Origin of the sequence: Saccharopolyspora indica, assembly GCF_027853965.1 — a bacterium.
GTDB classification, from domain to species: Bacteria; Actinomycetota; Actinomycetes; order Mycobacteriales; family Pseudonocardiaceae; genus Saccharopolyspora; species Saccharopolyspora indica.
Map to the genome: position 1 here is coordinate 75,934 of NZ_JAQGLB010000006.1, position 19,355 is coordinate 95,288.

General features: G+C 72.6%; 20 protein-coding genes. 11 read left to right on the forward strand and 9 right to left on the reverse strand.

All coding sequences use genetic code 11. From position 1 onward, the window contains the following. Positions 1-12: 12 nt before the first annotated feature. The 4 genes from OU416_RS15470 (at position 13) to OU416_RS15485 (ending at position 4,296) form a co-directional block, all read left to right on the forward strand. Complete coding sequence (locus OU416_RS15470; protein ID WP_270927657.1) at positions 13-1,515, forward strand: tripartite tricarboxylate transporter permease; 1,503 nt, start codon at positions 13-15, stop codon at positions 1,513-1,515. Next, positions 1,508-2,281: an enoyl-CoA hydratase/isomerase family protein gene (locus OU416_RS15475; protein WP_270927658.1), complete on the forward strand. Its 774-nt coding sequence runs from the start codon at positions 1,508-1,510 to the stop codon at positions 2,279-2,281. The genes OU416_RS15470 and OU416_RS15475 overlap by 8 nt, the downstream gene beginning before the upstream one ends. 108 nt (positions 2,282-2,389) lie before the next feature. Further along, positions 2,390-3,301 carry an aminoglycoside phosphotransferase family protein gene (locus OU416_RS15480; RefSeq protein ID WP_270927659.1) on the forward strand — a complete coding sequence of 304 codons (912 nt, stop codon included), beginning with the start codon at positions 2,390-2,392 and terminating at the stop codon, positions 3,299-3,301. Positions 3,302-3,501: 200 nt separating this feature from the next. Continuing rightward, the gene (locus OU416_RS15485) at positions 3,502-4,296 is read left to right on the forward strand and encodes an MBL fold metallo-hydrolase (RefSeq protein WP_270927660.1); all 795 of its coding nucleotides are present in this window, start codon (positions 3,502-3,504) and stop codon (positions 4,294-4,296) included. A gap of 232 nt (positions 4,297-4,528) precedes the next feature. Here the strand turns inward: OU416_RS15485 and OU416_RS15490 are convergent, their stop codons facing one another. After that, positions 4,529-5,131, reverse strand: a complete 603-nt coding sequence (locus OU416_RS15490) for a TetR/AcrR family transcriptional regulator (RefSeq protein ID WP_270927661.1) — start codon at positions 5,129-5,131, stop codon at positions 4,529-4,531. Positions 5,132-5,223: 92 nt separating this feature from the next. Here OU416_RS15490 and OU416_RS15495 point away from each other — a divergent pair, with 92 nt between their 5' ends. Beyond that, positions 5,224-6,006 carry an MBL fold metallo-hydrolase gene (locus OU416_RS15495; RefSeq protein ID WP_270927662.1) on the forward strand — a complete coding sequence of 261 codons (783 nt, stop codon included), beginning with the start codon at positions 5,224-5,226 and terminating at the stop codon, positions 6,004-6,006. A 43-nt stretch (positions 6,007-6,049) separates the two neighbouring features. On the opposite strand, the gene OU416_RS15500 is transcribed toward OU416_RS15495, so the two are convergent. Continuing rightward, positions 6,050-6,613 (reverse strand): TetR/AcrR family transcriptional regulator, encoded by a 564-nt coding sequence (locus OU416_RS15500; RefSeq protein WP_270927663.1) that lies wholly within the window; start codon positions 6,611-6,613, stop codon positions 6,050-6,052. Between the two features lie 72 nt (positions 6,614-6,685). Here OU416_RS15500 and OU416_RS15505 point away from each other — a divergent pair, with 72 nt between their 5' ends. Then, a complete protein-coding gene (locus tag OU416_RS15505; RefSeq protein WP_270927664.1) occupies positions 6,686-7,549 on the forward strand; it encodes an SCO6745 family protein in 864 nt (287 codons plus the stop codon). Here the strand turns inward: OU416_RS15505 and OU416_RS15510 are convergent, their stop codons facing one another. Together OU416_RS15510 and OU416_RS15515 are read right to left on the reverse strand one after the other, a co-directional pair. Continuing rightward, on the reverse strand, positions 7,550-8,008 hold the full coding sequence (locus OU416_RS15510; RefSeq protein ID WP_270927665.1) for a dihydrofolate reductase: 459 nt from the start codon (positions 8,006-8,008) through the stop codon (positions 7,550-7,552). Continuing rightward, positions 8,005-8,802 (reverse strand): thymidylate synthase, encoded by a 798-nt coding sequence (locus OU416_RS15515; RefSeq protein ID WP_270927666.1) that lies wholly within the window; start codon positions 8,800-8,802, stop codon positions 8,005-8,007. The genes OU416_RS15510 and OU416_RS15515 overlap by 4 nt, the downstream gene beginning before the upstream one ends. A 143-nt stretch (positions 8,803-8,945) precedes the next feature. Between OU416_RS15515 and OU416_RS15520 the strand changes: the two genes are divergently transcribed. Next, entirely contained in the window at positions 8,946-10,136 is a 1,191-nt protein-coding gene (locus tag OU416_RS15520) for a glycoside hydrolase family 5 protein (RefSeq protein WP_270927667.1), read from the forward strand. Here the strand turns inward: OU416_RS15520 and OU416_RS15525 are convergent. The 4 genes from OU416_RS15525 to OU416_RS15540 form a co-directional block, all read right to left on the reverse strand. Beyond that, the gene (locus OU416_RS15525; protein WP_270927668.1) at positions 10,117-10,572 is read right to left on the reverse strand and encodes an STAS domain-containing protein; all 456 of its coding nucleotides are present in this window, start codon (positions 10,570-10,572) and stop codon (positions 10,117-10,119) included. The two genes, OU416_RS15520 and OU416_RS15525, sit on opposite strands and share 20 nt — an antisense overlap. Positions 10,573-10,837: 265 nt before the next feature. After that, positions 10,838-13,222: an ATP-dependent Clp protease ATP-binding subunit gene (locus tag OU416_RS15530; RefSeq protein WP_270927669.1), complete on the reverse strand. Its 2,385-nt coding sequence runs from the start codon at positions 13,220-13,222 to the stop codon at positions 10,838-10,840. Between the two features lie 173 nt (positions 13,223-13,395). Continuing rightward, positions 13,396-13,671 carry a hypothetical protein gene (locus OU416_RS15535; RefSeq protein WP_235863565.1) on the reverse strand — a complete coding sequence of 92 codons (276 nt, stop codon included), beginning with the start codon at positions 13,669-13,671 and terminating at the stop codon, positions 13,396-13,398. Positions 13,672-14,140: 469 nt separating this feature from the next. Next, positions 14,141-14,794, reverse strand: a complete 654-nt coding sequence (locus OU416_RS15540) for a phosphoribosyltransferase (protein ID WP_270927945.1) — start codon at positions 14,792-14,794, stop codon at positions 14,141-14,143. 178 nt (positions 14,795-14,972) lie between these two features. Here OU416_RS15540 and OU416_RS15545 point away from each other — a divergent pair, with 178 nt between their 5' ends. Genes OU416_RS15545 through OU416_RS15555 form a run of 3 tightly spaced genes read left to right on the forward strand, consistent with a single transcriptional unit; the run spans position 14,973 to position 16,465 of the window. Next, on the forward strand, positions 14,973-15,404 hold the full coding sequence (locus OU416_RS15545) for an SRPBCC domain-containing protein (protein WP_270927670.1): 432 nt from the start codon (positions 14,973-14,975) through the stop codon (positions 15,402-15,404). Next, positions 15,394-15,747 carry an ArsR/SmtB family transcription factor gene (locus tag OU416_RS15550; RefSeq protein WP_270927671.1) on the forward strand — a complete coding sequence of 118 codons (354 nt, stop codon included), beginning with the start codon at positions 15,394-15,396 and terminating at the stop codon, positions 15,745-15,747. The genes OU416_RS15545 and OU416_RS15550 overlap by 11 nt, the downstream gene beginning before the upstream one ends. After that, positions 15,737-16,465, forward strand: a complete 729-nt coding sequence (locus OU416_RS15555) for a DUF899 family protein (RefSeq protein ID WP_270927672.1) — start codon at positions 15,737-15,739, stop codon at positions 16,463-16,465. Before OU416_RS15550 ends, OU416_RS15555 begins: the two co-directional genes overlap by 11 nt. Here the strand turns inward: OU416_RS15555 and OU416_RS15560 are convergent, their stop codons facing one another. Then, complete coding sequence (locus tag OU416_RS15560) at positions 16,466-18,217, reverse strand: ABC-ATPase domain-containing protein (RefSeq protein WP_270927673.1); 1,752 nt, start codon at positions 18,215-18,217, stop codon at positions 16,466-16,468. Positions 18,218-18,528: 311 nt separating this feature from the next. Here OU416_RS15560 and OU416_RS15565 point away from each other — a divergent pair, with 311 nt between their 5' ends. Next, positions 18,529-19,311: a lysozyme gene (locus tag OU416_RS15565; protein WP_372907204.1), complete on the forward strand. Its 783-nt coding sequence runs from the start codon at positions 18,529-18,531 to the stop codon at positions 19,309-19,311. Positions 19,312-19,355 lie beyond the last annotated feature (44 nt).

A 19,355-nucleotide genomic window follows, 5' to 3' on the forward strand; every position in this document is an offset into this window, starting at 1 on the left:
AGGTGAATCGCGTTGCTGGACAACCTGCTGCTGGGCGCCTCGACGGCGTTGAGCCCGGTGAACCTGCTGTGGTGCTTCGCCGGGGTGCTGCTGGGCACCGTGATCGGGTTGCTGCCCGGGCTGGGTTCCAGCACCGGGGTGGCGATCCTGATCCCGCTGACGCTGACCGTGGAGCCGGTCACCGCGCTGATCATGCTCGCCGGCATCTACTACGGCTCGCAGTACGGCGGCACGATCACCTCGGTGCTGCTGTCCACGCCGGGTGAGGCCGCCAGCGTGGTGACCACGCTGGACGGGTACCAGATGGCGCGGCAGGGCCGTGCGGGTGCGGCGCTGGCGATCGCGGCGATCGGCTCGTTCGCCGCCGCGATCGCCTCCCTGGTGCTGCTGGCCGCGGTGGCGCCGCCGCTGGCGTCGGTGGCGTTGCGGTTCGGGCCGCCGGAGAACCTGGCGGTGATGGTGCTGGCACTGGTGACCATGGTGGTGCTGGCCACCGGCTCGAAGCTGCGGGCCGCGGCGATGGCCTGCGCCGGGGTGCTGCTGGCCTGCGTGGGCATCGACGCGGGCACCGGCCAGGCCCGCTACACCTTCGGCAGCGTCGAGCTGCTCTCCGGCATCCCCTACGTCGAGGTCGTCATCGGGCTGTTCGCCGTGGGCGAGGTGCTGCACCAGATCCGCGTCGGCGCGGCCACCCCGATCCGCGCCCGCTTCCGCGACCTGGTCATCCGGGGCCGCGACATCCGCGATTCGGCCGGGGCCATCACCCGCGGCACCGCGGTCGGTTTCGGCCTGGGCGTGCTGCCCGGCGCCGGGTCGACCCTGGCCTCGTTCATGGCCTACGGCCTGGAACGCCGCGTGTCGGCCAACGCCGCGCAGTTCGGCCGCGGCGCGATCCAGGGCGTGGCGGCCCCGGAGAGCGCCAACAACGCCGCGGCCAACGCCAACTTCATCCCCACCCTGACGCTGGGCATCCCGGGCGGGGCGACCACCGCGGTGCTGCTGGGTGCGCTGACCGTCTACGGCATCCAGCCCGGCCCGCTGCTGTTCGACGAGCAGCCCGAGCTGGTGTGGGGGCTGCTGGTGTCGTTCTTCATCGGCAACGTCATCCTGCTGGTGCTCAACCTGCCGCTGGCGCCGGTGTTCGCGCAGCTGCTGCGCATCCCCTACGGCTACCTCTACCCGCTGATCCTGTTCACCAGCTTCGTGGGCGCCTTCGCCATCGACAACAACCTCTTCAGCGTCTGGCTGGTGCTGATCTTCGGCGTCATCGGATTCGGCATGAAGAGCTTCGAGCTGCCGATGGCGCCGCTGGTGGTCGGCGTGGTCATCGGCGCGCTGTTCGAGAAGGCGCTCGTGCAGTCCTCGGCGCTGCTGGACGGCAACCTGTGGCTGCTGGCGACCAAACCCATCGCGGTGGGCGTCCTGGCCGCCGCCGGACTGCTGATCATCGGCCCCGCCCTGGCGCGGCGGCTGCGCACCCGCACCACGTCCCCGTCGGAGGAGAACCATGTCTGAGGAGCTGATCACCACCCGCGAGGGCGCCGTGCTGCAGGTGGTGTTCAACCGGCCCGCGCAGCGCAACGCCATGACCTGGCAGATGTACGACGGGCTGGTGGAGGCCTGCCGCACCGCCGAGGACGATCCCGGGATCCGGGTGCTGGTGCTGCGCGGCGCCGGGCAGGAGGCGTTCGTGGCAGGCACCGACATCGCCCAGTTCACCGAGTTCCGCGACGGCAGCGACGGGGTGGCCTACGAGCGGCGCATGGAGGCGGTGCTCGACGTGCTGGAGTCGGTGCGGGTGCCCACGATCGCGGCGATCTCGGGCTACTGCGTGGGTGCGGGCATCGCGCTGGCGGCGGTGTGCGATCTGCGGGTGTCGACCACGACCGGCCGGTTCGGGGTGCCGGTGGCCCGGACGCTGGGCAACTGCCTGTCGATGAACACCTACTCGCTGCTGGTGTTCCACCTCGGCCCGGCCCGCGCCAAGGACATGCTGCTGCGCGCCCGGTTGTTCGACGCCACCGAGGCGCACGCGGCCGGTTTCCTCACCGAGGTCTGCCGGCCGGACGAGCTGGAGGCGGTGGTGGCCGGGATCGCCGAGCGGCTGAGCGGGCACGCGCCGCTGACGATGTGGGCGGGCAAGGAGGCGGTGCGGCGGCTGCGGCTGGCCGCGCTGCCCGACGGCGAGGACCTGGTGCGCACCGTCTTCGGCAGCCAGGACTTCCACGACGGGGTGCGGGCGTTCCTGGACAAGACCCCGCACCGCTGGCAGGGCCGCTGAGCCCGCGCGGGATCGGCTAGGGTGGCGGCATGCTTTGACGCACCCGAGCCCCACCCCCAGTCCTTCGCCACCCGCACGTGTTCCTCTTGGTGACGAAGGAGTTCTTCCGTGACTGGTCCTGCTGTGGTGATTCCCGCCGAGTACGCGGCCACCCACCACGACATCTTCGGTGACGGCCCTTGGCTGACCGACTTGCCCGCGCTGGCCGAGCAGCGGCTGCAGGCGTGGGACCTGCGCCTGGACGGCGAGCCCCGCCACGGGATGGTGGCGCTGGTGCTGCCGGTGCTGCGCGCCGATGGCACCCCGGCGGTGCTGAAGTTGCAGCCCGTCACCTCCGACACCTCCGGCGAGCCGCTGGTCCTGCGGGCCTGGGACGGCCGTGGTGCGGTGCGGATGCTCGAACACGACCCCGGCTCGGGCAGCATGCTGCTGGAACGCCTGGGCCCGGCACTGTCGAGTGTGGACGATGATGATGCCGCGGTGGGCGTCATCGCCGGGCTGCTCACCCGGCTGCACGCCGTCCCGGCGCCTGCCGGGGTGCGCGCTCTGGGCGATATCGCTTCGGCGATGGTGCGCGAGACCCCGCAGGCCTGCGCGCGGTTGGAGGCCGGTGAGGCGGCGCTGCTGCGGCGCTGCGCCGATGTGGTCACCGACCTGCTCGCCGAGCCCGGTGACCGGCTGCTGCACTGGGATCTGCACTACGACAACGTCCTGGCCGGCGGGCGCGAGCCGTGGCTGGCCATCGACCCGCAGCCGCTGATCGGCGATCCGGGCTTCGACCTGCTGCCCGCGCTGGACAACCGCTGGGAGCAGATGGTGGCCACCGGTGACCTGCCTGCCGCGCTGCGCCGCCGCTTCGCGATCCTCACCGACGTGCTGGGCCTGGACCGGCGCCGGGCGGTGGGCTGGTCGTTGGGGCGGGTGCTGCAGAACTGCCTGTGGGACGTCGAGGACGGCGAAACCCGCCTCAACCCGGTGCAGACCACCATCGCCGAAACCCTGCTGCCGCTGGGCCCGTGAGCCATCACGGCTCTGGCGGTGGTCAGAGCGCGTTGTCCTGATCGAGTTCGACAGCTTCGAGCAGGCGGTCGCCGCGTACGGGAGTGCGACTTCCGCATCGTCGAAGGTCTCGACTGACCGCGGTCCGGTCGGATCTTCGCTGAAGGACTCCGTCGGGAATCCTGAGGCCGGGCAGTCAACGGCGGTGGGATGCTGTGCGGATGCGGCAGATCACGGTGCTCGGCGGTTGCGGTGCCTTCCCGGAGCCGGGGCGCGCGTGCAGCGGTTTCGCGGTGGACTGGGAGGGCTACCGCCTGGTGCTCGATCTCGGCTACGGCACGCTGCCGCGCCTGCTGGTCCACTGGCCCGACGCTGCCGTGGACGCCGTCGTCATCACCCACGAGCACCCTGACCACTGCATCGACCTGCACGGGCTGTTCCGGATGCGGTTCTACGGCGACCCGGACCGACCGCGGCTGCCGTTGTACTGCCCGCCCGGAGTGCTGGACCGGCTCAGCGGCCTGGAGCCCGACGTTGATCTGCGCACGGTCTTCCAGGTCCATCCGCTGCCCGGTTCCTACCGGGTGGGGCCGTTCGACCTGACCGGACTGCGGCTTCCCCACCACGTGCCCAACGCGGGCATCCGCCTGGACGCCGACGGGGTGGTCCTGGCCTACACCGGAGACACCGGCCCGGACCCGCTGCTGGCCGAGCTCGGCGGTGATGCCGACCTGTTCATCGTCGAGGCCACCGACCGCCCCGGCGAGACCCGGCAGAGCAGGCGCAACCTGATGACCTCCCGCGAGGCCGGTCACTGGGCGCGGCGCGCGGGTGCCCGCAGGCTGATGCTCACCCACTTCTGGCCGGGCACCGACCGGGTGACCGCGACGGCCGCCGCGCGCGCGGAGTTCGGCGGTGAGGTGCTCACCGCCGAGGAGGATCTCGTGGTCGCGCTCGGCACCGGTCGAGCTGCCACCTGCGGCGGGCCGGGCGGTGGCGGGTTTCCCGGACGCTGAGCGGGGTGCCGCAGACCCCATCACCCCGGCCCTGGGCGGTCGCACCCGGCGGGGTCGGCTCGTCTCCCTGGTGAGGACGAACGCGCAGGCCGGGACCGGACGCCGAGCGTGCCCGGGCACGGGCTCTCCGGTGTCGTCGTCGAACCCGACCGGGCCCGGCTGGCCGACCTGGCCACGCGGTTGCGGGACGGCCGGCTCAAGCCCGCCATCGGCGCCGTGCCGGGCTGCGCGGTCAGCGCTGCTGCAGGGCTCGTTCGATCGCGCGGCGGGCCCTGCCCGCGGCTGCGTGGTCGTGCTCGAGCTGCATGGCTGCGTTGAGGGCCAGCCCGGCGGCGACGATCTCGAACTGCGCCTGGTCGACGTCGAACCCGGCGGGCAGCTCGCCGCTCGCCACTGCTGCGGTCAGCTCCGCCCGCAGCTGCGCCCGCCAGCGCGACCACACCTCGGCCACCGCGTCGCGGACCCGGCCGGGGCGGCTGTCGTACTCGGTGAGCGCCGCGGTCATCAGGCAACCGCCGGGCAGCAGCGGTTCTTCCAGGTAGTTCACGGAGTTCTCGCACACCGCGCGCAGCCGCCGCAGACCGGGCGGTTGCGCCAGCGCGGGTTCGACCACCCGGTGCCAGAAGTCCACGAAAGCCTTGTCCAACGTGGAGATCTGCAGCGTCTCCTTGGTGCCGAAGTGCTTGTGCACTCCGGACTTGCTCATCTCCATCTCCTCGGCGAGCCGTCCGATGGTGATGCCGTCCAGTCCTTCCTCGGAGGCGATCTCGGCGGCTCGTTCGAGGATCCGGCCTCGGGTGGCCTGCGCCTCGGCGGCGGAGCGTCGCGGTGACATGCGACAAGAATAGCGTACGCACGTTCGCTATTGATTTGGTGAACGCTCGTACGCTAAATTCCGGTGCCGTCACCGAGAGCGAGGAGCGCTGGATGCGGATGCGACGACTGGGCTGGGCCGGACTGGAGATCGAAGCCGACGGCCGGCGGCTGGTGATCGACTACGCGCGGGACCTCTCACCGCTGTTCCCGAAGTGGAAGCCCGGCCAGGCGCTGGCGGTGCCGAGCGGGACGGTCACCGCCGCACTGGTCACCCACCTGCACCGGGACCACGCCGATGCGGCCGCGCTGGCCGACGTGCTGGCGCCGGGGGCGCCGGTGCTGCGGCCGGCACCCGGTCACGGCGACGAGGCCGACAACGTCACGACACTGCCCGCCGAAGGCGAGCTGGCCCGGCACCGGCTGGCCACCGAGGTCGTGGATGCCTGGTCCACCCGTGAGATCGGGCCGTTCCGCATCACCGCGGTCCCCGCCGTCGACGGGCTGGGCGACCCGCAGCTGAACTGGGTGGTGCAGGCCGGCGGGCGGCGGGTCTTCCACGGCGGCGACACGATGTTCCACGGCTACTGGTGGCTCATCGCGCGCCGGTTCGGCCCGTTCGACGCGGCGGTGCTGCCCGCCAACGGCGCGGTGGTCGACGTGCCGCACCTGCAGCCGCCGAGCCCGCTGCCCGCCGCGCTGGACCCGCGGCAGGCAGCTGTGGCCGCGCGGATCCTCGACGCCCGGCACGCGGTGCCGATGCACTACGAGACCGGGCAACCGGACAAGGACACCGGCTACCTCGAATCCCCCGGCCCGGAGGAGGAATTCCGCACCCACGCCGCGGAGCGCGCCCGCGTGCTGGCCGTCGGGGAATGGCTCGACCTGTCCGCATGAGGTGAGAACGCCGCCGCACCAACGGGTTCAGGACGCCGTCGAGTCATCTCGCGCTGCGGGGACCCGGCAGCAAGGAGGCGACCTCGCGGAACAGCTCCGCGGTGTCGCGGCTGCTCGCGGCCGGTGGGAGGGCGTCAGCGAGGGCGAGGGTGGCGAATCCGTGGGCCAGCGACCAGGCGGCGAGGGCGAGGCGCTCGGCGGCGGCCTCGTCCTGGCCCTCCGGCAGTCCGGCGCGCAGCGCTCGTGCCGTGCCGGCTCTGGCCGCGAGCAGGTCCGGATCCTCGGGGTGGCACAGCTCCCGGCGCTGCATCACGTCGAAGTGCACGGGGTGGCGCACCGCGAAGGCGACGTAGCGCACGCCCATCTCGCGCAGGTCGGGGGCGACGGCCAGCAGCTGTTCGGTGAGCAGCCGCTGGCCGTCGGCGGCCAGGGCGGTGAACAGGCCCGCCTTGTCGCCGAAGTGGTGCCGCGGTGCGGCGTGGGAGACCTCGGCGCGGCGCGCCAGGTCGCGCAGGCTCAGCTGCGCCGCGCCGCGTTCGCCGATCATCTCCACGGCGGTGGCCAGCAGCACCGCGCGCAGGTCGCCGTGGTGGTAGGGGCGGTTCACACCCCCGATCTTGCCATTGACAAGTTCACGCGTCGAAGTCAATCTTGTCAGTGACAAGATTGGAGGTGTGCGGTGACCGAGGAGATCGCCGTCGCACGGCGGATGTGGTGGCTGCTGGAACCGGTCCACGCGGTGCTCTACTACGCGCCCGCGGCGTTCGAGCACGCCGGAGAGCTCGGCTACGCAGTCGACGAGCGGTGGCCGAGCTACTTCGCCTGGCGCGCCGCACCGCTGGGTGCCGTTGATGCCGGGACGGTGGCAGAAGCCTTCTGCAGCTTCAGCCCGCGCATGGTCGCCGAGCACGTCCCGGCGGCCTGGGAGATCGCGGCACCGCAGCAGGTCCTGTCCGCGCGGCTGGCCGCGGTCGAGGACTTCTACCGGCCGATGCCCGGTGTCGCGGAGCTGGCCGAGGCCGCCGGTCTCGCGCGCCGGGCCGCGGAGTCCGCCCAGACGCGCGGTCGGGCGCTGGCGGCGGCCAACGCCGCGCTGCCCTGGCCCGATGAGCCGGTGCTCGTGCTGTGGCAGGCCGCGACGATCCTGCGGGAGCACCGCGGCGACGGCCACCTCTCGGCGTTGCGCGAGCACGGCCTGGACCCGGTGGAGTCCCTGGTGTCCTTCGCCTCCGTGCAGGCCGCACCGCCCGAGGTCTTCGCCAGCCGGGGCTGGAGCGACCAGCAGTGGGCCGCCGCGCGCGAACGCCTGCTCACCCGCGGGTTGGTGGCGGAATCGGGGCAGGCCACCGGGCGGGGCCGCGAGGTCCGCGACGCCGTCGAGCGCCGGACCGACGAACTGGCCGCCGAGCCCTGGCGCTCGCTGGGGGACGCAACCAGCACGCTCGCACGGCTGACCCGGCCGGTTCTGGAGTGGGCGGTGGGTTCCGGGGTGCTGCCGGTCAGCAGCACGCTGGGCATCGGGATGCGCTTCGGCGCGGCGTGATCAGCCCCAGGTGAGGAACCGGTAGTGCAGCCCGGTCTCCGACTCCAGCCAGGGCCCGGTCGAGTCCGGTTCGCGGTCGACTTCCGGGGCGTAGGTGTCGCCGTCGAAGCGTTCGCGGATCTCGGTGACCACGATGCGGTCGGCGATGGGCAGCGCCGCCCGGTAGACCGCCGCGCCACCCATCACCCACACGTCACCGCTGGCCGCGGCCAGCGCCTGGGAGAGGTCGGTGAAGGTCTCCGCGCCCTGCTGCGGGGTGCGGGAGAGCACGAGGTTGCGCCTGCCCGGCAGCGGCCGAAACCGCGGCGGCAGCGATTCCCACGTGCGGCGGCCCATGAGCACCGTGGCTCCGGAGGTCACCGACCGGAAGTGCTTGAGGTCTTCGGGCAGGTGCCAGGGCATCGTGCCGTCGCGGCCGATGACCCCGCCCGCCGACTGCGCCCAGATCAGCCCGATCACACCGCCACCGGTGCCTTGATGCCGGGGTGCGGGTCGTAGCCGTCGATGCTGATGTGCTCGTAGGTGTAGTCGAACAGGCTCGGCGCCGGTTTCAGGCTCAGCACCGGGAACGGCCGCGCTTCGCGCGCCAGCTGGGTGCGGACCTGCTGCTCGTGGTTGTCGTAGATGTGGCAGTCGCCGCCGGTCCAGATGAAGTCGCCGACGCCCAGGCCCACCTGCTCGGCGATCATGTGCGTCAGCAGCGCGTAGCTGGCGATGTTGAACGGCACGCCGAGGAACAGATCGGCGCTGCGCTGGTAGAGCTGGCAGGAGAGCTTTCCGTCGGCGACGTAGAACTGGAAGAACGCGTGGCAGGGCGGCAGCGCCATGCGCGGGATGTCGGCGACGTTCCAGGCCGAGACGATGATCCGCCGGGAGTCGGGGTTCTCGCGCAGGGTGCGCAGCACCTGCTCGAGCTGGTCGACGTGCCCGCCGTCGGGGGTGGGCCAGGAGCGCCACTGCGCGCCGTAGACCGGGCCCAGGTCACCGTCGGGTGCGGCCCACTCGTCCCAGATGGTGACTCCGTTGTCCTGCAGCCACGTGACGTTGGAATCGCCGCGCAGGAACCACAGCAGCTCGTAGGCCACCGAGCGGAAGTGGACCTTCTTGGTGGTGATCAGCGGGAAGCCGTCGGCCAGCCGGTAGCGCAGCTGGTGGCCGAAGATCGACCGGGTGCCGGTGCCGGTGCGGTCGTCCTTGCGGGTTCCCGTGTCGAGGACGTGGCGGAGGAGGTCTTCGTACTGCGTGTCCGGCATGCCACGAGCCTAGACGAGCGGGGCGCGGCGCCCGGAGGGCCGTGGGTGGCCGGGGTTGTGCTGGTCACGTGGTTGGTCCGACCGACTCAACCATTCATGAATTATCTTCACATTCTGTGGTGGTTCCATTACCGTCGCCGTCCATGACCCTCCGGCGCTTGACCACCGCCCTGGCCGCGCTCGCCCTCACCCTGACCGCGACCACCACCGCCCACGCCGCCGACAACCCCCCTCCGCTGACCGACCTCGACGGCAACCCGCTCATCCCGCACGGCTTCAACAACGGGCACAGCTCCAAGGACTCCCCCGACGCGATGCCCTGGACCACCCCCGCCGACATCGCCGCCGAAGCCGGCAAGATCGGCTCCAATTCGGTGCGCCTGCTCATCTACTGGTCCAAAGTGGAACCCGAACCCGGCCGCTACGACGAGGCCTACCTCGACGAGGTCACCGATCTCGTCGGCGCCTACGACCGCGCGGGCATGCACGTCGTGCTCGACATGCACCAGGACCTGTGGGGACCGGCGGTCACCGGCACCGGCCGCAACGGCGGCGCCCCCGCCTGGGCCTCGCACTTCGACGGCCTGCCCGCCAGCCTCCAGGACCCCTGGCCGCTGACCTACCTGCAGCCCGGCGTCATGCGCGCCTTCGACCACTTCTGGGGCACCACCGGCAAGCACCCCGAACTCGCCGAGCACTTCACCGCCGCCTGGGCCCACGTCGCCCAGCGCTTCGCCGACGACGACCGCGTGCTGGGCTACGACCTGTTCAACGAGCCGTGGGGCGGCAGCGTCCCGTGGCCGTTCTTCGAGAAGGACTTCCTCGGCCCGCTCTACCAGCGCACCATCGACGCCATCCGCGAGGTCGACCCGGCCCACTGGATCTTCGTCGAGCCCCAGGCCTTCGGCGTCAACCAGGCGCTGATCGCCTCCTCGCTGCCCGAGCTCACCGACCCGCGCCCCGGCCCGCCGCGCCTGGCCTACGCCCCGCACCTGTACCCGCTGCTGCTGGACACCGGCCAGGCCTACACCGGCGTGACCCGGGCGATCACCCAGGACACCATGCGCAAGTGGTTCGCCGACAACACCGCCACCGCACGGCGGCTGGGCATGCCGATGGTCATCGGTGAGTTCGGCCTGGACGCCACCAGGGAGGGCTCGCTGGACTACGTCGACGACGTGCTGGCCATGGCCGATCAGGCCGGTGCGGGCTGGTGGTACTGGTCCAACGACCCCGGCGGCTGGGGCCCCTACAACCCCGACGGCACCTGGGCGCCGCTGGCCGACCACCTGGCCGCGGGCACCCGCTGCGCGCTCAGCTGCGCGCCTCGCTGACCGCCTCGGCGGCGCTGTCGCGGCAGGTGAACCGCTCCGCCAGCCCGGCGATCACCAGCAGCCGCGCCACGACCTCGCCGGTGACCACCAGCAGCCCGACGCCACGGTGCTCGGCACGCCGCTGCACGTGCAGCAGCAGCTCCACCGCGGCGCTGCTGGCGAAGGTCACCGCCGAGAGGTCCAGCACCACCGTCTGCAGCGCCGCCGCGGTCAGCCGCTGCCGGATCAGCTCCGCCAGCCTGGGCACCGTGGCCACGTCGATCTCGCCGCCGATGCGCACCACCACGATGCCCGGCGCGGGCCACTCCACCGCCAGCCGCAACGCCGCCGGGCAACCGTGCCCGAGCGGCGGATCGCTGGGCGCCCGCGGCGCGACGATCGCGGGACCGCTGCCGGTCCAGGCGACCTGGCGCATACCGGATCTGGAGACGATCACGCTACCTCCCCCTGAATTCGCGTATCGACGGTCCGACTTCGGCCACGGGCCCAGAACTCGTCGCTGCGCTTCACGCAAGAGGTGCGCCGTGGCGGCTGCTCAACCGCAACCCCCACCGTAAGAGCCACCGGCCAGCCCAACAAGGCTCACCACGTTCGTGTGACAACCGGGGTCGGAGTCGCCACCACCAGCGACGCACAACCCCCACTCAAGGACACTCGCACCCCGAACGCGGCACCGCCGCCGGCCGCGCAGCGTGACGGGCTCAGCCCAGCACGCTGTGCCGCTGAACGGTGTCGGGCACCACCTCGACCGGCTCGCTCGGCGCGGCGTGCCGCCCGCCCGAGACCGGTTCCCACAACGTGGAGACCGTCAGCGACAGCTCCCCGTCGACCACGTCCACCGACACCTGGTCCCCCGCCGACACCGAGGCGCCCAGCACCATCGACGCCAGCCGGTTGTCCAGCTCGCGCGCGATCACCCGCCGCAGCGGCCGCGCCCCGAACTCCGGCTGGTACCCGCGCTCGACCAGCCAGTCCAGCCCGGCGTCGGAGACCACCAGCCGCACTCCCTTGGCCGAGAGCTGCTCGGCGGTGCGCTCCAGCAGCAGCGAGGCGATGCGCCGCAGCTGCACGCCGCCCAGCGCCCGGAACACCACCACGTCGTCGATGCGGTTGATGAACTCCGGGCGGAAGAAGGTCCGCAGCTCCTCCAGCACCACCAGCGCCGTCTCCGAGGCATCCGCGCCGGCGTCGATGATGCGGTCCGCGCCGATGTTGGAGGTCATGATCACCACGACGTTGCGGAAGTCCACCAGGCGGCCCTGCGAGTCGGTCAGCCGGCCCGCGTCGAGCACCTGCAGCAGCGTGTTGAACACATCGGGGTGGGCCTTCTCCACCTCGTCGAGCAGCACCACCGAGTAGGGCTGCCGCCGCACCCGGTCGGTCAGCTGCCCGGCCTCGCCGTAGCCGACGTATCCCGGTGGTGCGCCCACCAGCCGCGAGACCGTGTGCTTCTCCTGGAACTCCCCCATGTCCAGCCGCAGCAGCCGCTGCACGTCGCCGAACAGCGCGTGCGCCAGCGCCCGCGCCAGCTCCGTCTTGCCCACGCCGGTGGGTCCCAGGAACAGGAAGCTGCCGATCGGGCGGTCCGGGTCGGCCAGCCCGGCCCGCGCCCGGCGCACCGCCTCGGCCACCGAGGCCACCGCCGCGTCCTGGCCCACCACGCGCGAGCGCAGCTGCTCTTCCAGGCCCAGCAGCCGTTCCACGTCGGCGGCGCTGACGTCGGCCACCGGGATGCCGGTGCGCGAGGCCACCACGTCGGCCACGTCGTCGGCGACCACCGTCGGCTCGAACACCGCCGATTCCCGCACCTCGCCACCGCGCCGCAACCGCACCCGCGAGCACGCCTGGTCCAGCAGGTCCACCGCCTTGTCCGGCAGGAACCGGTCGGCGATGTAGCGCTGCGAAAGCTCCGCGGCCGCCGACAGCGCCGAGGCGTCGATGCGCACCCGGTGGTGCCGCTGGTAGCGCTCCCGCAGCCCTTCCAGCACCACGATGGTGTCGGCGACCGAGGGCTCGTCGACCATGATCGGCGCGAACCGGCGCTCCAGCGCCGGGTCCTTCTCCACGTGCTTGCGGTACTCCTCGACGGTGGTGGCCCCGATCAGCCGCAGCTCACCGCGCGCCAGCGCGGGTTTGAGCATGGTGCCGGCATCCATCGAGCCCTCGCCGGCACCGGCGCCGACGATGCTGTGCACCTCGTCGATGAACACCAGCACGCTGTCGCGGTTGGCGCGGATCTCGGCCATCACGTCGCGGAAGCGCTGCTCGAACTCGCCGCGGTACTTCGCCCCGGCCACCATCCCCGCCAGGTCCAGCGAGATCACCCGCACGTCGGCCAGCGACCACGGCACCGCTCCGTCGACGATGCGCCGGGCCAGGCCCTCCACGATCGCCGTCTTGCCCACTCCCGGATCACCCACGAACACCGGGTTGTTCTTCGACCGGCGGCCCAGCACCTCGATCGCCTGCTCGATCTCGGTGTCGCGGCCCACCACCGGATCCAGCCGGCCGGCCCGGGCCAGCTCGGTGAGGTCCAACCCGAACTCGTCCAGCCGCGGCGTCACGCTCAGCACCGACCCAGCCCCACCCCGATCACCCAACTCGATCGCCCGCGCCAACGCCCGGCCCGCCACCGAATCCGCGTCCGCGGCCAGTCCCAGCACCACGTGCCGCGCCCCGACCACGTCGGCACCCTCGCCCAGCGCCTGCTGGTACGCGCCCAGCAGCGCGCGCCGCGCCGCCGGGGACAGCACCGGCCGGCCCGCGCCCGACAACTCCTGCCCGCCCACCGCCGAGCGCACCGCGGCGGCCAGGTCCTCCACCCGGACTCCAGAGGACACCAGCAGCTGCGCGGTCGCCGGGACCTGAGTCACCGCCCACAGCAGGTGCGCGCTGTCCAGCTCGCGGCTGCCCCAGTCCACAGTGGCCCGGACCGCCTTCGACACCACTTCGTGCGCCTGCTCGTCGAGCAACGAGCCCAACGTGAACGAGCCCTCCGCGGCCGTCGCCCCGGCCGAACCGGCGAACACCTCGCTGAACAGCGAATCGAAGGCGGCAGAGGAATCTCCGACACTGCCGCGAACCACAGGGGCCACCTCCACACCCACACGCACCAGCCCCGCCCGCGCACCCCCGGCACCGGAGGGCGGCGGACCAGCACAACCCGATCACCGCAGCCGCGATGCAAGCACCAACATACTGAGCAGCCCGGCCGCGCCGAGCACGACCACCCCGCTGCGCCGCGCCGGCGGCGCGGGACTCAGCTCGCCCGCTTCTGCGCCTGCTCGATGGCCTCGGCCAACCGGGTCAGTTCCTTGCCGATGTGCGAGAGCCGCTCGGCCATCACGCTCGCGTGCCCCGACAGCGGGCCGACGTGCCCGGCCGCCCGCAACCACTCGGTCACCCCGCCCACCCCGGCGGACATGCCTTCCACGGTCAGCGAGAACCCGCGCATGACCTTCTCGATCTCCGGCACGTTGTGCGGTACCGAGGGGTCCCGCAGCCGCTCGCCCAGCGCCACCGTCGCCTCGCCCACCTGCCAGGCGACCTCGGCCGAGTAACCCTGCTCGCCGGATTCCTCACCCCGTCTCGTCCCTGAGCGCCGAGGTGGTGTGTGCCTGCCCGCCTGCGACGGCGTGCTCTCGGAATGTCCAGCGGAAGTCATAGCGACCCAATCAACCCGAAACCGATGCCCAACTCCACCCCGACGCGCCCGAAGCCCCCCGACCGGTGGCCGCTGACCACCCGATCCCCAGGGCCTCCGCGACGCAGGAGCAGGTGCAGCTGAGGTTATCGCGTCGGGGCCCGGGTTGGTGCGACCTGATCCGCAGGATTTGTTTCGACCCGCACTGAAACGTGAGAAACAATCAAATTCAGTTCTTCTCCGCAGCGCACCCACCGTGCGCCCACCAGCGCAAGATCGTTCCCGACCCCCACCGGAGCCCTTCGGCGACAACCGGCCCGGAAGGGCTCGCCCGCCCGCGTCCTCCGGCGAGTCGGACCGCTCAGCCGGACTCGGCGAGGATGTCGTGGATCTCCTGGTCGGTGGTGGCCCGGAAGTCGCGGTACCACTGCCCCACCGCGGCGAAGCCGACCGGTTGCAGGACGCAGAGCACCTCGTCGGCCTCCTGGCGCAGCGCGGCCACCGCGTCCGGCGAGCCCACCGGTACCGCGAGCACGATGCTGCGCGGTGCGGACTCGCGCAGCATCCGCACCGCGGCCCTGGCGGTGGCGCCGGTGGCCAGGCCGTCGTCGACGAGCACCACGTCGCGGCCGGCCAGCGGCACCGGCTCGCCGCGCTGGAACAGCCGCTCCCGGCGACGGGCTTCGGCGCGTTCGCGCTCGCAGGCGGCGTGCAGGGTGCGCTCGTCGAGGTGGAACGAGCGCACCAGGTGCGGGTCGTAGCTGGCCGGGCCCTCGGCGGTGACCGCCCCGACGGCCAGTTCCGGCTGGCTCGGTGCGCCGATCTTGCGCGCCACGCACACCCGCAGCGGTGCCTTGAGCGCGCGTGCGACCTCGGCGGCCACCGGCACTCCCCCGCGGGCCAGGCCGAGCACGACGGGGTCGGTCAGCTCCAGTCCGCTCATCCGGCGGGCCAGCACCCGGCCGGCGTGCCTGCGGTCGGCGTAGCCGGCGGTGGTCCGGTCCGGGAAAGCCATGCGAGGCATCACCGCCTCCCGTCCGCCGCGCCCGGTGCGCGGCAGCGTTCCGGGCGAATCCGCTCCTCTCGATGATGCGCGCCCGGGGCCGCCGGGCGAAACCCCGCGCGGCGTTGTAGCAACCACTTGATTGCTATATAGTCGCAACTGACTGGTTGCTACTTAGTGGAGTTCCGCCATGGGTTTCCCCGACCGCATCGAACGCACCGTGCAGCTCGACCGGGCGCCGCAGGAGGTGTGGGCCGCGCTCACCACCGCCGAGGGGCTCAGCTCCTGGTTCGGCGACGAAGCCGAGATCCAGCTGCACCCCGGCGGTGCCGGACGGCTGATCTGGCACGGCGAACCGGCCACCCACCTGCGCGTGGAGCGGGTCGAGGAGCCGTCGGTGTTCGGGTTCACCTGGCAGATCTCCGAGCTGCCCGGCCAGGACCCGCGCCGCACCTACGTCGAGTTCACCCTCGAACCGGCGGGCTCGGGAACCCGGCTGACGGTGGTCGAGACCGGTTTCGCGCAGCTGCCCGACGAGCACTACCGCGAGGTCTACGACAGCCACACCGAGGGCTGGGCGCGCGAGCTCGGCGAGCTGGCCGAGCACCTCGATGCGGCCTGACGCCGAGGCGATCGCCGAACAGGTCTTCACCGCCCTGGCCGACCCCAGCAGGCGCACCATCCTCGCCGAGCTGGCCTCGGCGGGACCGGCCACCGCCACGGACCTGGCGGCCCGGCTGCCCATCACCCGGCAGGCGATCGCCAAGCACCTCGCCCTGCTCGCCCAGGCCGGGCTGGTCGCCTCCGAGCACGGGGAGCGGCGCCGCGTCCGCTACCGGCTGCGATCCGGCCCGATGCAGGTCGCGCAGCAGTTCCTGGCCGCGCTCGCCCGCGACTGGGACAGCTCGCTCAACGCGTTGAAGCACCACCTGGAACGCAACGAAGGAGACGACGATGAACGCTGATCCCACCACCGGACCCGGGATGCCCGCCGTGGTCGACCGCGCGACCTGGCTGGCCGAGGTGGAGGCGCTGCGGGTCCAGGAGAAGGCCCACACCCGCCGCGGAGACGCGATCGCCGCGGCCCGCAGGCGGCTGCCCATGGTCGAGGTGGACGCGGCCACCCCGCTGACCGGCCCGGACGGGCCCACCACGCTGCTGGCCGCCTTCGAGGGCCGCACGCAGCTGATCGCCTACTTCCACATGTGGCACGACGGGCACAGCGCCGCCGAGCAGTGCGAGGGCTGCACCTACTTCAACGGCCAGGTCCGGGAGCTGTCCCACTTCCACGCCCACGACGTCACCTACGCGACGCTGTGCCAGGGCCCCTACGACGAGAGCGTCGCCTACCGCGACTTCATGGGCTGGGAGGTGCCCTGGTACTCGGCGCAGGAGTCCATGGACGTCCTGCGCGCCGGGCGCACCGCGTCGTTCCTGCTGGTGTGCTACCTGCGCCGCGGTGAGCGGGTGTTCGAGACCTACTGGACCACCGGCCGGGGCGTGGAGATCATGGCGCCCTCCTACGGGCTGCTGGACATCACCGCCTACGGCAGGCAGGAGGACTGGGAGGACTCACCGGCGGGCTGGCCGGCCGGCGGTGGGCGCATGCGCACCGACGGCCGCCCCACCGCCCAGTGGTCCCGGCTGCGCGCGGGCCGCAGCGACGACCTCACCGGCGGCTGATCAGCTCCGGAACCCGGAGATCCGCAGCGCGCGCAGCCGGTTGAGGGCCGCGGCCAGGTCCAGGGGCCGCGGGACCGCGAAGTCCCCGACGTGGCGGTCGTCGACGGCGGCGATGCCGCGCTCGGCGACGTCGGCGGCGAAGGCCGCCAGCACCTCGGCCACCGTCCGGCTGCCGTCGAGGACGCCGCGGCGGGCGCAGCTGACCAGCGCCAGGCCGATGCCGGTGACCTGCGCGGGGTCGACCAGCTGCTCCACCCCGCGCAGCTCCACAGTGGACTCCCCCAGGGTGAGCGCGTCCACGCCGCGGGCGCGGACCTTGGGCCGGTCGGTGGGGATGGAGCGCGGATCGACCACGCGGTGGCGCACCGGCGGGAAGGTCTCGGCCTCGCGGTGGCGGCCGGTGGGCTGGGCGGCCAGCTGCCGGGCGCGGGCGGTGACGTCGTGGGCGTGGTAGTCCTCGAGCATCACCACCTGGTCGGCGACGTCCACGTAGTCCCCGGAGCCGCCCATCACCAGCACCGTGGACACCGCGTGCGCGGCGCGCAGCGGGCGGATGAGGTCCACGAACGGGGTCAGCGGTTCGGCGGACTTGGCCACCAGCGCCTGCATCCGGGCATCCCGGATCATCAGGTTGGTGGCCGCGGTGTCCTCGTCGACCAGCAGCGCCGTGGCACCGGCTTCCACCGCTTCCACGATCGCCGCGGCCTGCGAGGTCGAACCGGAGGCGTTGTCGGTGGAGAAGTCGGTGGTGTCGGCGCCGGTGGGCAGGTGGCTGACGAACGGGCTGACGTCCACGCGGTGCACCCGCCTGCCGTCCTCGGCGCGGATCTTGACGGTCTCGGCGCGGCAGGCCACCAGTTCCCGGCCGTCGCCGGGCACGTGGTCGTAGACGCCGAACTCCAGCGCGCGCAGCAGCGTGGACTTGCCGTGGAAGCCGCCGCCGACGATCAGCGTGATCCCCTCGGGCACGCCCATCCCGCTCACCCGGCCGCGGTTGGGCAGCTCGACGCTCACCCGCATCGACTCCGGGGAGCGGAAGGGCACGCCGCCGGGCAACGGGCGTTCGTCGACGCCGCTGCGCCGCGGCAGCACCGAGCCGTCGGCGACGAAGGCGATGAGCCCGAGGCCGGGCAGCTGGCGGCGCAGCGCGTCGGTGTCCTCCACCGACGCCACGAACTCCCGCACCCGCGGCTGGTCGGCGGTGGCCCAGCGCAGCGCGGTCTCCACGACCTCCGGCAGCTCGTCGCACAGCGCCCGTTCGGCCTGGCGGCCGTCGATGGTGCGGCCGCGTCCCGGCAGGTCGATGCCCAGCCGCAGCACCACCTCGCCGCCGTGCAGCTGGCAGGCCGAGCGGTCCAGGACCTGCTGGCCGCCGGCGTCGACGCGCAGCCTGCTGTCGCCGAGGTGGCGGTGCGCAGCCCGCACGAGGTAGCCGGCCAGGGCCCGGGCCCGCACCGGTGACCGCCGCAGCTGCTCGGGGAAACCGGCCGTCTCGCCGGTGACGCGGACCTCGCAGCGGCTGGCGGGGGCGAACGGGTCGGGCTGCACGCGCTGGATCTGCAGGGTGAAGCCCGGGAAGCGCCACTGGCCGCGCAGCGACTTGTAGCGGCCGTAGCTGGCGCCGTGCATGGCGCGCAGTTGCTGCCGCAGCGCCTGCTCGTCGCCGCGGTCACCGCCGGTGGGTTCGCGATCGTCGGTTCGTCTCCGGTATCCGTGCCGCCCCGCCGCGCGGCCACCCGCTCGTTGTGCCATGCCCGAGACCTACCCGATGGCGCCGGGATTCTCCAATCGCCGAGATCTGCGTCACCGGCGCACCACTGTGGACTGGCCGTACCGGGCGAACCCGGCGAATCGGCGCGTCGGTGCCCGGCGGTGCCCGGGGTGCCGGGTTATTCTCCGATCGCCAGAAGATCCTCATTCCCCGCCGGGCAGCTGCCCCGGCTCCGCTCGGCGACGGATTCCGCGTCGGTGAGGAGGCGAGCTCAGTGCGACGTTCGTTCAACGACAACCACCGGCGTTCCCGGCCCGGCCGTCCACGTAGGACGGCGGGGCTGCTGGCCGCGCTGGTCGCGGCGGCCACTGTGGTCACCGGTGCCGCCCATGCCGAAACCACCACCAGTGCCCGCAGCGCGCCGCTGCTCGACCCGCAGGACCCCAACGGGGCGTGGGCCGGTTACAGCCTTCCGGCCGACCGCAGCGCCCAGCCGCCGGAGCTGCCCGCCGGTGTGGTGTCCGGAATGGACGTCAGCGGCCACCAGGGCAATGTGGACTGGCCGCGGGCCTGGGCCGACGGGGCGCGTTTCGCCTACGTCAAGGCCACCGAGGGATCGGGGTTCCGCAACACCAGCTTCGCCCAGCAGTACGACGGATCGCACGCGGTGGGCATGGTCCGCGGCGCCTACCACTTCGCGCTGCCCGACCGCTCCAGCGGCGCTCAGCAAGCGCACTTCTTCGTCGACAGCGGTGGCGGCTGGCACCGCGACGGCCGAACCCTGCCGGGGGCGCTGGACATCGAGTACAACCCCTACGGCGACGGCTGCTACGGGCTGGACCCGGCCGCGATGTCGCGGTGGATCGCCGATTTCTCCAACACCTACCACGCCCGCACCGGCCGGTTCCCGGCCATCTACACCACCACCGACTGGTGGAACCGCTGCACCGGCGCCAACCCGGACTTCGCGGCGAACAACCCGCTGTGGATCGCCCGCTACGCGCCGCAGATCGGTGAGCTGCCCGCGGGCTGGGACTACCAGAGCATCTGGCAGCACGGTGATGCGGGGCCGCTGCCGGGCGGGCAGGACAGCTTCAACGGCAACACCAAGCAGTTGCGGCGCTTCGCCTCCTGATCGTCCCTCCCAACGGCGATGCGGGCCGCTCCCGGGTCTTTCCG

Coding starts and splice junctions, on each gene's coding strand:
- OU416_RS15495 (WP_270927662.1), top strand. CDS start 5,224: ATGCGGATGCGACGACTGGGCTGGGCCGGACTGGAGATCGAAGCCGAC.
- OU416_RS15550 (WP_270927671.1), top strand. CDS start 15,394: ATGCGGCCTGACGCCGAGGCGATCGCCGAACAGGTCTTCACCGCCCTG.
- OU416_RS15560 (WP_270927673.1), bottom strand. CDS start 18,217: ATGGCACAACGAGCGGGTGGCCGCGCGGCGGGGCGGCACGGATACCGG.
- OU416_RS15540 (WP_270927945.1), bottom strand. CDS start 14,794: ATGGCTTTCCCGGACCGGACCACCGCCGGCTACGCCGACCGCAGGCAC.
- OU416_RS15555 (WP_270927672.1), top strand. CDS start 15,737: ATGAACGCTGATCCCACCACCGGACCCGGGATGCCCGCCGTGGTCGAC.
- OU416_RS15490 (WP_270927661.1), bottom strand. CDS start 5,131: ATGTCACCGCGACGCTCCGCCGCCGAGGCGCAGGCCACCCGAGGCCGG.
- OU416_RS15515 (WP_270927666.1), bottom strand. CDS start 8,802: ATGCCGGACACGCAGTACGAAGACCTCCTCCGCCACGTCCTCGACACG.
- OU416_RS15545 (WP_270927670.1), top strand. CDS start 14,973: ATGGGTTTCCCCGACCGCATCGAACGCACCGTGCAGCTCGACCGGGCG.
- OU416_RS15520 (WP_270927667.1), top strand. CDS start 8,946: ATGACCCTCCGGCGCTTGACCACCGCCCTGGCCGCGCTCGCCCTCACC.
- OU416_RS15485 (WP_270927660.1), top strand. CDS start 3,502: ATGCGGCAGATCACGGTGCTCGGCGGTTGCGGTGCCTTCCCGGAGCCG.
- OU416_RS15475 (WP_270927658.1), top strand. CDS start 1,508: ATGTCTGAGGAGCTGATCACCACCCGCGAGGGCGCCGTGCTGCAGGTG.